The organism is Rhodococcus sp. C-2, from assembly GCF_027854095.1.
GTDB classification, from domain to species: Bacteria; Actinomycetota; Actinomycetes; order Mycobacteriales; family Mycobacteriaceae; genus Rhodococcus_F; species Rhodococcus_F qingshengii.
On the sequence record NZ_JAQGFI010000022.1, the window covers coordinates 42,435 to 54,012 of the forward strand.

13 protein-coding genes are annotated in these 11,578 nt (G+C 59.0%); 6 read left to right on the plus strand and 7 right to left on the minus strand.

Annotation, left to right across the window (positions count from 1 at the left end; all coding sequences use genetic code 11):
- Positions 1 to 2 precede the first annotated feature (2 nt).
- Positions 3 to 902, plus strand: coding sequence for a hypothetical protein (locus PCS43_RS31485; RefSeq protein WP_209909363.1), 900 nt, complete (start codon positions 3 to 5; stop codon positions 900 to 902).
- A 60-nt stretch (positions 903 to 962) separates the two neighbouring features.
- Here the strand turns inward: PCS43_RS31485 and PCS43_RS31490 are convergent, their stop codons facing one another.
- Positions 963 to 1,109 carry a hypothetical protein gene (locus PCS43_RS31490; protein WP_209909360.1) on the minus strand — a complete coding sequence of 49 codons (147 nt, stop codon included), beginning with the start codon at positions 1,107 to 1,109 and terminating at the stop codon, positions 963 to 965.
- 356 nt (positions 1,110 to 1,465) lie between these two features.
- On the opposite strand from PCS43_RS31490, the gene PCS43_RS31495 reads away from it, so the two are divergent.
- Entirely contained in the window at positions 1,466 to 1,630 is a 165-nt protein-coding gene (locus PCS43_RS31495; RefSeq protein ID WP_254593732.1) for a helix-turn-helix transcriptional regulator, read from the plus strand.
- 1,990 nt (positions 1,631 to 3,620) lie between these two features.
- Here PCS43_RS31495 and PCS43_RS31500 read toward each other — a convergent pair.
- Both PCS43_RS31500 and PCS43_RS31505 read right to left on the minus strand, forming a co-directional pair.
- The gene (locus PCS43_RS31500; protein WP_209909357.1) at positions 3,621 to 4,169 is read right to left on the minus strand and encodes a hypothetical protein; all 549 of its coding nucleotides are present in this window, start codon (positions 4,167 to 4,169) and stop codon (positions 3,621 to 3,623) included.
- Positions 4,135 to 5,211 carry a hypothetical protein gene (locus tag PCS43_RS31505; protein ID WP_209909354.1) on the minus strand — a complete coding sequence of 359 codons (1,077 nt, stop codon included), beginning with the start codon at positions 5,209 to 5,211 and terminating at the stop codon, positions 4,135 to 4,137. The genes PCS43_RS31500 and PCS43_RS31505 overlap by 35 nt, the downstream gene beginning before the upstream one ends.
- 460 nt (positions 5,212 to 5,671) lie before the next feature.
- On the opposite strand from PCS43_RS31505, the gene PCS43_RS31510 reads away from it, so the two are divergent.
- Positions 5,672 to 6,073, plus strand: a complete 402-nt coding sequence (locus tag PCS43_RS31510) for a helix-turn-helix domain-containing protein (RefSeq protein WP_209909352.1) — start codon at positions 5,672 to 5,674, stop codon at positions 6,071 to 6,073.
- 216 nt (positions 6,074 to 6,289) lie between these two features.
- Here PCS43_RS31510 and PCS43_RS31515 read toward each other — a convergent pair whose 3' ends face one another.
- Positions 6,290 to 6,883, minus strand: a complete 594-nt coding sequence (locus PCS43_RS31515) for a hypothetical protein (protein WP_270923206.1) — start codon at positions 6,881 to 6,883, stop codon at positions 6,290 to 6,292.
- A 580-nt stretch (positions 6,884 to 7,463) separates the two neighbouring features.
- Between PCS43_RS31515 and PCS43_RS31520 the strand changes: the two genes are divergently transcribed.
- Entirely contained in the window at positions 7,464 to 7,730 is a 267-nt protein-coding gene (locus PCS43_RS31520; RefSeq protein WP_270923207.1) for an ABC transporter permease, read from the plus strand.
- Positions 7,731 to 7,781: 51 nt separating this feature from the next.
- Here PCS43_RS31520 and PCS43_RS31525 read toward each other — a convergent pair whose 3' ends face one another.
- Both PCS43_RS31525 and PCS43_RS31530 read right to left on the minus strand, forming a co-directional pair.
- Positions 7,782 to 8,069: a hypothetical protein gene (locus tag PCS43_RS31525; RefSeq protein ID WP_209909346.1), complete on the minus strand. Its 288-nt coding sequence runs from the start codon at positions 8,067 to 8,069 to the stop codon at positions 7,782 to 7,784.
- Positions 8,070 to 8,320: 251 nt separating this feature from the next.
- Positions 8,321 to 9,232 (minus strand): alpha/beta fold hydrolase, encoded by a 912-nt coding sequence (locus PCS43_RS31530; RefSeq protein ID WP_209909343.1) that lies wholly within the window; start codon positions 9,230 to 9,232, stop codon positions 8,321 to 8,323.
- Between the two features lie 89 nt (positions 9,233 to 9,321).
- On the opposite strand from PCS43_RS31530, the gene PCS43_RS31535 reads away from it, so the two are divergent.
- Both PCS43_RS31535 and PCS43_RS31540 read left to right on the plus strand, forming a co-directional pair.
- Complete coding sequence (locus PCS43_RS31535; RefSeq protein WP_209909340.1) at positions 9,322 to 10,053, plus strand: hypothetical protein; 732 nt, start codon at positions 9,322 to 9,324, stop codon at positions 10,051 to 10,053.
- A gap of 3 nt (positions 10,054 to 10,056) precedes the next feature.
- Positions 10,057 to 10,704: a winged helix-turn-helix transcriptional regulator gene (locus PCS43_RS31540; protein ID WP_209909337.1), complete on the plus strand. Its 648-nt coding sequence runs from the start codon at positions 10,057 to 10,059 to the stop codon at positions 10,702 to 10,704.
- Between the two features lie 262 nt (positions 10,705 to 10,966).
- On the opposite strand, the gene PCS43_RS33570 is transcribed toward PCS43_RS31540, so the two are convergent.
- Entirely contained in the window at positions 10,967 to 11,326 is a 360-nt protein-coding gene (locus tag PCS43_RS33570; protein WP_209909334.1) for a DUF732 domain-containing protein, read from the minus strand.
- Between the last annotated feature and the right edge of the window lie 252 nt (positions 11,327 to 11,578).

The window sequence follows — 11,578 nt, forward strand, 5'->3', positions numbered from 1 at the left end:
CGATGCCTGCACACGCCTGGGACGGGAACTCGTACAAGAAAATCACGCAACGCGCCTATTGGACTGGTTCTGAATGGAAGAACATCAAGTCGTCTCACCTCTGGGCGGGGACGGGGTGGAAGCTTCTGTTCAGCTCTTTCACGCCCACTGGCATCATCCTCGGCGCCAACTTCCAGACATCGGCAGTGGCAACGGTGACCATCCCTGGAATGATCTCCAATCCAGGACTTCCCGGAACGGTTGTTCAGGGCAACGGCGTTGTCAGTGCAACGTCTGGCCCTGTCCGCATTGGGTTTACTGGGCACTTCACCACGACCTCCAACAACACCGCCTATCTCGGTATCTACAAGAACGGCACGTTGATTGGCACCGAGTCAGCAGGGTCTGTGAACTACAACGGCGCTCTTCAGCTGATGGGGATGGCCAACACAATCCTGGCCGTCGGCGATGTGTTGACCCTGGGATATCGGAATCAGTCCGGAGCTTTCGCTACGACCGTTGTGGCCAATCGGACGATGATGACCATCTCGGCGGAGGATCAGCCCGTAGCCATTGGCGGCACTGAGGTCGATCAGACTCCGCCCGTAGGTTGGTCCGACATTGCCTTTACGCCCAATCCGGGCACCATCATGGATGGCACTTCGTTCGTGGTTCAGAAGAGTCATCCGAGCGCTATCTTGACTGCCAATGTGAACTGCCGTTCGGATAATAAGTCTGCAATCCGGATCCTCGTGAACGGCAATGTGGTGAACACCAGTTCCGACATCGGTGGCTATGACGTTCGCGGCGGGACTGCGGTCAGCTACCCGCTGGCGGCCGGGGACAGAGTGAAGGTTCAGTACAACCGAATCAGCCAGTTTGGAACAACTATCTACACGCGGAGTGGCTTCGCCATTCTGTAGTACAAAACACGCCCCATCCTCATGTGAGAGTGGGGCGTGTTTGTCGTTTCTGGGGCAGCATCACGCCGGCCGGAACCGCACGCGGTTCTGTACCTGGTAGGCGACGATGCCTCCCCAGACGATCCAAAGCGGCCAGGGGGCCGACAAGATCGCCAGGACTGCACCTGTGCTGATTGTTCCCAGGACGTCGTAGTTGCGTTTGAGCATCTCGGTCTCCCTTGCTGTGTTGTCTTCTATGATGGACCCTTGAGGGGGATCGGGGAGCCTCCAACTCTCCGATCCCGTCTCAGGTCAGCGTTTCCGCTTCCGGTGTTTGCCTCGCTTCCTCGGCTCCCGATTCTGGATTGCCATCCAGATGTTCACAATCAGTGTTGCAATTGCGACGATCAGGGCGATTCGGCTTTCAGCCACTCACTCACCTCCTCTCTGCTGTTGCACCTAAACCATAGCACCCTTAAGGATGGTTCACAGGATATGAAAGGTGTTTATTTCTTTATCCGGAGAGATTTCTCGAGCATCTTTAAGGGTGCTAATATGAGGGATACTCGAACCAAGGAGGAGCCGTGATCCGCTTCATGTCGCGCGGCGAAATAGCCGACTACCTCGGCGTCACACTCGCTACCGTCAAGCAGTACAAGACATTTCCACCGCCCGACGCGATGATCGGCCGCAACCAAGGCTGGACGAAAGAAACAGTCGACGAGTGGGTCAAGTCCCGCAAGGCGTAGCTGCGTAACTCAGCCCCCATCTCCTGGTAAGGAAGGGGCTTTCGTCGTTCTTGTGGGGACCCGGCCCGGCCAGATGCAGCCGGGTCCCGTCGAACGCCACCCGCGTTGAGCACACAACGCGAATGACCAACCACATGCCGGATCCGACCCCTCGATTGAATCCGACCTCTCGAACGTATTTGGCAAGCATTAGGCAAACACTGGAATCGGGCAGAAATCCACCAAACGAACGAACGCGGCCCCAACCCTCGGGGGAGGATGGAGGCCGCTCTCAGCCTTGTAGGGGAGGGCCCACCCCCGGCGAGTGGACAGCCGGAGGGCAGGCCTTGCGCGGCTGAACTGACCCACTCAGAATCGCCGCAGCAAAGGAATTATATCCGCTTCTGGAACGCTGTAAACACACCGGCTGGCGGGGCCGAGCTGGTCTTTTCTTACCCTCCCGACGCCGCGCGATGCAGTGTAGGTGGGGTCCCGACAGCCTTCGAGAATGACACCGCATCAATCCTTTGAGGTTGGTTCCTCCTGTTGCTGGGTCGGCCCGCCAGTGGTGATGAGTGTCGGCTCTCCGGCGGGCCGTGCGCGTCATTCACGGATACATCGCGGACGCGCAGTCCAAGGAGCTGATCGATAGTCAGCTTCGGAAAGTTAGCACGCGCAGACGGCTGAGAGTGGATTGCGGGAGCGAATGGCTAACCGCCAAGCGCCCCCGTTTGTGTGCCTGTCGAACTGGTAAGGGAGATCGACAGGCACTGAGGAAGCTGCCCCTCTCAATACCGACCAGCAACTGCCCTCAGTATCGAAAGTACGCGCGCATGAGCGCCGGAGCACATTCCGTACTAGTAACTTTTGTTCCGTACTAGTAACTTTTGTCATGTCGCCAAACGGGCGACCCGCCTCCCGGTGATTGACCAACCGATTGGCGGGCGCCCGGTCACGGTTCAACCCCGAAACCTTCAACCGCAGCAAAGGTATACCCGGACGCGCCTGAAATTAACGCGCACAACAGTTTCCGTAATTCAATCACAGCATCTGGGGATGAATCGGGCGCAACGGTTCGGCTGAGACTGACCCGCACGCGGATGCCTGCAATAAGTCAGTTTGCGGGACCGGGTTGATCTTCCCTTGCCTTGCTGAGGCCGTGCGACGGACTGTCGCTGCGGTTGAGAGAAGGACCTCAGCGCACGGATCGGTGCCCCAGAGGTACGCCGAAAGGCTGAGCCGAGGCCAGGTAACCGAGTGATCGGGTTACGACGGCGACGAAGAGGGCTCCTGTTACGAGGCGCAGTGCTGTCCGTTTCACGACATCTCCGTTTCGAGGTTCGTTGGATGCTTCGGCTGCCCCGTCACAGATGGTTGCCGAGGGTAACTAGATTCGGGGTTTTTCATTTCGCAACAGGGCAGCCCTGACGGCCACACAAGATAGGGGACCGTCAGGGCTGGTAAACGAAGAACAGTATCGTTACGCGTTTACATCTCGACGATACCTGCAACGGTAGCCGCATCGTAACTTCGGGGTCTTTTCATCTCTGACTTCACCCTCTGTCGCAATTAGGCGGGGCGCGTGATGTGTGGGTTCGCAGTGGCAACCCGAGACGACGTCAAGAGCGACTCTCGGATCGGAATGACACCGGTAGGACAGGAACTTCGGTGATCTTGCTGCAGTCTCAGCCGTTCGGTCGGCGAGATCCATGGGCCGTCGTACACCATGCTGCCGCAGCGTCGACATTGCGTGCAGTATGCGCCGTACTTCATCAGCTAATGCAACTCTCGCTGTCCGGGGGCCCGATCCAGGGAAAATCCTAGTAGGTCCGGTTGAGGCGAGGCAGCCCACCTCCGGGGAATGACACCCGGAAGGTGTGCCGATGCGGCTCATCGTGTTACCGACATCGAAAAGCCGCAACTGAGGGGTACCACTCGATCAGAGGGCCAAACGGCGAGGCACAGCAAACCCCCGACCTTTCGAGGTCGGGGGCCTGTTGTCGATTCCTGCCTACCTACGCGGTATCGGATGTTGGGCGCGGCTTCCCGCCATGTTCATCATCTGCGCACGAAGCCCCTGGAGAAGCAGAGTCACCCGCATACCGAGGTGAGTAAAAACCCCGATCGCTAGTGCGCCTGCAATGTTCCTAGCCCATCCCTCAGGCAACAGAACTGCAACCAGCAGTGCAGCGTTCAACACCAGTGCGACTTCTGCACAGTACAACGCTGTGCGGAAGACCACCGTGGCCTGGTAGACCGGGTCACGGCCGACTGCGTTTTTCGGCGCAGCAGCGGCGTCCTTGACCCGTGTGAACAACATCGAGACCGTACCCATCAACGCCCCAGCAAAGATCGCGGCCGCAGGGAACATGCTGGCTGGCGAGAGATTGAAATGGCCGCGCCACACGATTATGAGCATGGACGCGACGACAGCAACCGGAACGCCGTAGACGACCTTGATCAGCGTGGTGCGTAACTCTCCCTGACCTGAGTCACGGAGGTCAATGACAGCGTCAGCAATAAAATTACTGAGCGGGGTCGGCAGCCTCATAGAACTCATCTACCTTCCACGTCGGCAAGTGCTCGACTTCCGAGGTCCATGGTTCATTGTCCCACTTTTCACCTAGAACGCCGTCGGTTGCCCCGACCAGTTTCTGAACTATCCGCCGTGACTCCCGCCGGAATGCGTAGTCGTGGTCTTCCCCCGCCGAGCGGTCGATGGGGTACGTGATCAAGGGCGGGCGAGCCCCGGAACACCGGATCATTTTGACTGCGCCGCCAGGATATGACACCTCGGCGACAATCTCATCGGCTTCATCCTCATCCGCCCCACCGTCTTCGGACGCAGACATGCTGATCGTGCCATCGGTAACCGCGATGCCTTGGGGGAGCGGCGATGGGAAGAGTGCTTCTCGGAGTTTTTTGAGTGAACTTCCGGACTCAGGCTCTGTCTGGAAGCGAAGGACCTGATGATACTCACCAACTTGGCGTGGAACTCCGCCGATTCCAAACTGTTGCATGGCACTCGCGTCGATCCCGCGATGGATAGCGATAACCTTCTTGATCGAGACTTTGTCGCCTGCTTCCTCTGCAGCCTTCCACGCGTCAGTCTCGGCAGTCCGGGCGAGGGAAAGGATGATCTCCGGATGCTTTTTCTTCACAAGATTGACGAAGATTGTTCGGAAGGCCTGTCCCACTGAGCGTCCCGAGACTCGTTCGATGAGTAGAAAGCCAACATGGGAATTGGGTGGCTGAACGAAGTCGACGTTAAAGGTGATCTGCTCAATATCGTCCTCCTCGCGATCGAAGGCGTCGCCGGGAGTCTTGGCCTTGGCGATAGTGCTGATGATTCCGGAGGTTCCCGAAATTACCTTGGATCGGTGAGTGCAGCCCTTTGCTTCGATCTCGGAGGGTTGACCGAAGTAACGGTCATTTCTCTTGATCAGCTTGTCGGTAGGCATCGACTTGATGTAGGTGGCGAACAGTTTTAGCACCGAACCACCTTTGCCGTCGAAGTTGTCGAGGGGCAAGGTCTTCTTCGGCTTACCTCTCTCCGACACCGAAACCTCGTAGACAACGAGGGAACGCTTCTGTTCAGCCATGCTCTACACCTTCGCCGTCGTAAACATTTCGGAAATCATCGCACGCCGCAAACACGTAGCACGACCCGAACCATACTTTTCGGTCTTATACAGTCCGGCGATTCCACCCTTACTGGCGTCAGCGGGCCACCAGCGAGTGTGTGATCAGCACGCTGGTGGCTCTGGGCGCGCCGAGAACCGAGGCGGAAGCGGCGCACCGTTTGTGGTGCCCTGCCGGCTGTCTGGGGGATCGCGTCGGCAGGGCTACGCCATACTCGAAATTTGGGGGTTCGAGCGATGCCGCCGAGGAAAATCTACGGATCCGAGGGTTTCGATACCAGTCTTCGCCGAGTCACAGATACTTGAGTGTTGAACTATCCCCAATTCATGCACAGCACATGGGGATAACTGATCCGAGCGCGAAACTCTCGAACTGTTTCGCTGCGCGAACATTCAGAAACTCCGTGGGAAAATGACACCCATGGCGTCAGGATTCGCAGCTTGGGTTCAAGACCAGATCGCCGCCCGCGGCTATGAAAGTCCCGAGGAAGCAGCTCGGGCGCTGGGTGTCTATCCATCGCAGATGCGTCAGTGGACAACGATCGCGCGGTCGCCGACCCCGCAGGTGCTGCGGCGCGTCGCAGCGTTGTTCGATGCGACTGTGCAGGAAGTGTTGATCGCCGCTGGGTTCATGACTGAAGAAGAGAACGTGCCGTTGTCGCCGACAAGAATGTCGCTGCAGCAGTTGTCGAACAAGCAAATTCTCGCCGAGATCCGTCGCCGGACCGCGGGAGATGGTGCAGGGACGCCGATCCCGGTGCGAGTGAACGGAGTTCTTCATACTCCAGATGGCCCGCCTACAGCGTTCGTCAGTAACACCTAGGCGGGCCGCGCACGCCGAGCCGGCAAAGGCGAACGTGCACGCGCGATACTACTTCGCGAGCATGGGGCCGAACCACGATTGGTGGTTGCATACGGTGCTCTTGAATCAGGAAGGCACTTCGCCGGCGCATCCATAGTCCGCGATCGTTGGTGTACTGCGCACCGCGGCGGACGTGGTGTCACATAGGTCTTGTTGACTATCTGAGGTGGGTCGTCACTAATTCGGCGCCATTGACCCGCCAGGCAGGCATTCTGCGGCGTAGTCCAGAGAGCCGTCTGAATAGATGCCTGTACCTGGCTGGTACTCACTCCAATCGCCACACCCGACCAAGGTTGCCCCGCTTGTTCCCGTATCTCGGCCGAATGAGTCCTGCGAGTTCGGATAAGGGTTAGGACGGCTGTCGACGGGATTCTGGGCAACGGTGGTTGTTATTGGTGTCCACTCCTGAACCGTGGGTTCGACGGGAGATTCAACCTGTGGTGTGGTGACGGCCGGCGGCGCCTCAGCCGCTGCAGGAATCTCCCATTCCCAGCCGTGACCTTGCTCGGAGAGGCGCAGCGTTGTCGCGCCGACTGGCGCGATGATTGGAACGCTCGACCTCTGTTTCGTACCTGGCTCAAGGAACTTGTAGACGACGTTTGCGTCGACGTCACACCCGGTAGCGATATCGGGATCCTTCACCATGAAACCGTCCGCATCGACGACGCTCCAGTACTGCGTGAGCAACACGCCGTTCGCCTGGGCATAGCTGAACTCAGCCGCAGTCTCCGCTTCGATATCGAAGCGGACGACCTCATGGTTTGCTGGCATTTCGAGAATGCCAGTGGAGTATGCCGAACATGATTCACCGCGAGTGATGGAGGTGATCGTGAATCGAACGTCGCACGTTTCTCTGCTGGCGCCTTCAACGCACCCTGCGGCCGCCTCTTCGCCGATCGCCTTCTTGCGAATAGGGCTGGCTTCGGTTGTCGGACTCGTGGATTGAACGACCGAGTCTTGAGGCTGCTCGGATTCGGTAGAGTCCGACGCTCCACATCCAGCAGTGAAGAAGCTCAGCGAAAGTGCCGCGGCGACGACGATCTTTGATCTCATTGATCTAGGAGACCAGACGCGCATTCGACTTGAGTAATGATTCGGCAAAGAGCGCTCCGAATCACATCCCAGCTACTCCGAGCGGAAACGGCTGGACCTGCACCGGGCTAGGCTGCGGACGTGTGGAGGCTAGGCTGCGGACGTGTGGAGAGCAGTGTGGTGGACCTCAGGCGTGGCCGCCTTGGCTTTCGTTGCGTGGGTAGGGTCCTCGTGGTCTATGTCTGAGGTGTCCTTGTCGTGCGCGAAGACCGGCGAAAGTCAGTCTTCCTTTCGGTGTGATGACCGTATCGTCCATGCATTGGGGATATGGCCGCTGTTCGGGTTGGGACTGTTGTTAACAGCACCGCCGATGGCGGCGGCATTGGCAGCTCGAATGTGGGTCTCCTGGTTAGCGGTCGCTGCGCTCGTTAGTCTGTCGATCATCGGGCTGGCGAACTGGTCCTCTTACTGGGGATTGCTCGCATTCGCAGCACCCCTGGCAGTCCTCGGATTGCTCGCGGCCACGTTGCAGCGAGTCGGCCCGCGACCAGGATCGCGGCATCGCGATTCTGCTGCAGCAGCGTGACAGTGCTGAAGACGCCCGTTGTTCCGGCTAGGGCTTAGTCAGAGGCATGGCCTAGTCGATTTTCACCGGTGGGTAATCCCCGTAGACGCCTTCGTCGCGGCCGGCTAGGTACTGCTGATGCTGCAGATTCGTGCGCTCGTCGAGGCCCTCGTAGTAGTCGGCCTTCACCTTGCGCATGTCGGCTCGGTACTCGCGCACGAACTTGAAGCCTTCGTACGTCATCGGGATAACGAACGCCGCGATTACAACCCACAGCAAGATCCACAGCATCGTCTGCCAATAGTTCGTGACGAAGACAATCAGCAAGAACGCTGCGATGAATCCGAGAAGGGCTTTCATGTCAATCTGATTCCTCTGTCGATAGATCTAGCACCGAAAGTTATCTACCCCTCGGACGGCATAGTTGTGACGTTGGGAAGCGAATGATCGGCGCGACACCACCGCTGACATCCGCCCGTGACGTTGCACGTTGGTGGCGTGTGTCCGCAAGGGTGCGGCCGCCAGTCGTCGCTACACATTCCCCGATGTCGATCCTGGATGCGATTGTGGAGCAAGCAGTTTCTCGTTCGAGTGAAGAGCGCCCGCGACTTCTATGAGGCCGTGCTGTCGCGACTGGCCAGTTCGTCCCACCAGGTCTTGATTGCGTTGCTGAACTCGGCTGGTGCGTCGGATTGAAGGAAATGGCCGACTCCGGGGAGCACCGTTGTGGTGTGGTTGGGGAAGATTTCTTCGAAGCGCTGACGGTATTTGTCGGTGAAGATCGGGTCCTCATCGGCCCACACGATCAGCGTGGGCAGCTTCTTGAGTGCGCTGAGTTGGTCCTCCAGGTCAGTGAAAAATCCACGTGCCCCGATGAGTTCTCCGGGAAGGGCTGCGCAGGCGCGGCGGCGTGCTGGCGTGGGCATTGCCTGGCGGTAGTGCGCCATTTCGGCGTCGGAGAGCTTTCGCCGCTTGTGTGCTGAGGGAATGTAGTACTCGATCATCAGATTGAACCGGCGAATCAGTGCGCGTCCGACTGGGTTTCCTACGCCGCGGGAGAACAGTTCGCTGGACAGGTCACCGTTCAACGGCCATGCCCAGGTGTTGGTGAGGATGAGGCGTTCGAACTTGTCCGGTCGTTGCTGGGCAGCGTACAGGCCGAACGGGCCTCCCCAGTTGTGGCCGACCAGTGTCAGTTGCGCCAGGTTCAAGCGGTCGAGGAAGGACACGAGCAGATCCGCGTGATCGCGGGCCAGGTACTGATAGCCGGGTGCGCCGGTCGAGAGGCCGAATCCCGGAAAGTCCACGGCGATGCACCGGAACCTGTCTCGCAGGATGGTGATCGCTTCTCTGTAGACGAAGGACCAGACCGGATTTCCGGTCAGCATCAGCAAAGTAGGACCCGAGCCCTCGTCGACGTAGTGCACGACGTTTCCGTCCAACTCCACGAAGTGGCTTTCGAACGGGAACAGCTCGTCGTCCACCCACGCGGGACGTCCGCCCGAAGGCTGTGTGGTCGTCATGTGCCGATCCTCCTGTTTCGCCGTTCTTACATCGACTTGTTCTTCTGTAGTCCACAATCAAACATGAAGTAGCAGACAGGAGAGGCTAAATGAGTGAATTGATCGACGAGGTCCTGGCCGCACATGGCGGCGCCGAACGCTGGCAATCCGTTTCGACGATCACAGTTCGGGGACGTATAGGTGGCCTGCTGCCCACACGCTTCGCCGGCAACAAGCTGGCCGATTTCACTGCCGAGGTGCACGTCGCCGCGCGGCGCACCGTCCTTCGTGACTTTCCGCAAGCCGGCAATCGTGCTGTGTTCGACGGGGGCGATGTGACGGTCGAAACCTGCGACGGAGAACCGTTCGCCACCCGAATCGATCCTCGTTCGGCGTTTTTCGGGCGCAGCGGTATCCGCCGCAATTTCCGTTGGGATCCACTCGACACCGCTTACTTCGCTGGATATGCCTTGTGGAACTACCTGACCGCGCCGCTCCTGCTCACCCGCGCCGACATCGCTGTCACTGAAGGTGAACCATGGCGGGAATCAGGACAGACATGGCGACGGCTCCATGCAACATTCCCCGAACAGATCGATACCCACTGTCGACGACAGACCTTCTACGTCGACCCTGCGGGTTTGATCCGCCGTCACGACTTCGTCGCCGAACCCGTCGGCTACTGGGCGGCTGCTTCGCTCTACTGCGATGACCACCGCGAGTTCGACGGGCTCGTCTTCCCCGTTCGGCGCCGCGTGCTCCCCAGGGGTCCGGGCGGCCGAGTTCTCTCCGGACCGACGTTGTTGGCACTCAACTTCGACGAAATCGAGACGGAGGACTGACCGGTGAGCACTGAAGAGGACAAGTCGGCAATCAAGCGGTCTTACGGACAGTACTGCGGGTTGGCGCGGGCACTCGACGTAGTAGGCAACAGATGGAGCCTGCTCATCGTGCGTGAGCTACTCGGCGGCCCTGCCCGCTACGGGAAACTTCAGGCCGGCCTGCCGGGGATCTCTACCAACCTGCTGGCCGAGCGTCTGAGGGAACTCGAACAATCCGGTGTAGTTCAGCGCCAACTCGACACCGACAGCAACAGCGTGGCCTACACGCTCACCGCCTGGGGAAGGGAGCTTCGCGGTGCTGTCACGGAGTTGGTGAACTGGAGTACGCCGCTCATGATTGCAGGTCCGCATGGCGACAGTTTCCAACCTCATTGGTTGGTGGTCGCGCTCGAATCACTGATGGAGGGCAAGCGAACTGAGGTACCGGCGAGCATCGGCTTCGAGGTCTACGGCATGAACCTCGCCGTTCGCGTTGACGAAACGGGTGCTCGCGTCGCGCTCGAAGTCGACGGACAACCCGAGACGGTCCTTCGAGCAGAACCGATGGTCGTACTCGGCCTCGCATCAGGCATGCTGACGGCAGAGCAGGCGATCGCTGCTGGCGAGCTCCGCGGCGAAAGCCATGACCTCGATGCGATTTTCGGCCCCTGACGAGTCTTGACGCTGCGTGCGACGAACAGCGGAGACAGAAGCGGTTCTCTGAGAGTCCGGATCGCCTTTCGTGGCCCACCCATCCCTTTCGTGTCGGTCGCCGACGTTGTGACCACGGCGAGTGCGCCGCCGTGCCTTACCTACCTCGATGCCATGTGAGGGAAGGTGGGTCCTGAACTTTTTGCCTGCCCTGCGATTTAGCCGTTTGGGCACTAGTCGAGGGGTAGATAAGGCCAGTGCCAAACATCGTGGCGGTGCGGCACTACTTCGTCTCCGGGCAGTACACGTTTTGGGCCGAAGAAATGATGATTCGAGCTTGTGACGCCGAGTACTTCCACGACATTTTCTCGACTATTTCTTCGACCGTTCCGCTTCCTCGGAGACTGGAGCAAATGCTCTCCCCTCGCGAGACTCTCGAATCTGAGTCTTCGGGCAGCATCCCTCTTGCGTCGAGTTCGTCCAGAAAAGCGGCATCGGCGAGCCTCCCCGCCGTCGGAGCCGCGGACGTGGTCACAGTGATTTCTGTTGTCGCCGCCTCGGTGGGCGCTGTTTCTGTGTTGGAACATCCGCCAGCGATGATTACGGCTCCAATTGCCGCGACCGCGGCGAAGGTCTTCTTCATGCCTGAATCAAACCAGACGGACCGGTCGTAACGGATATGTGTCGGACCCCTGCTTGAGCGCTGAACGCGCTTCGGTACGCAGTGGGTACGCAGCGTGTTTGAAACCAGCCAATCGAGCCAAGCGTACAAAGATGAATCATGTTGAGCTTCAACGGTTCGTAAATGTTCCCAATTTTGTCGGTTGCAGCAAACGTCGAGAAGAGCAAACTTAAAATCCGTCAAGTGTCGGTTCGAGTCCGACTGGGGGCACCA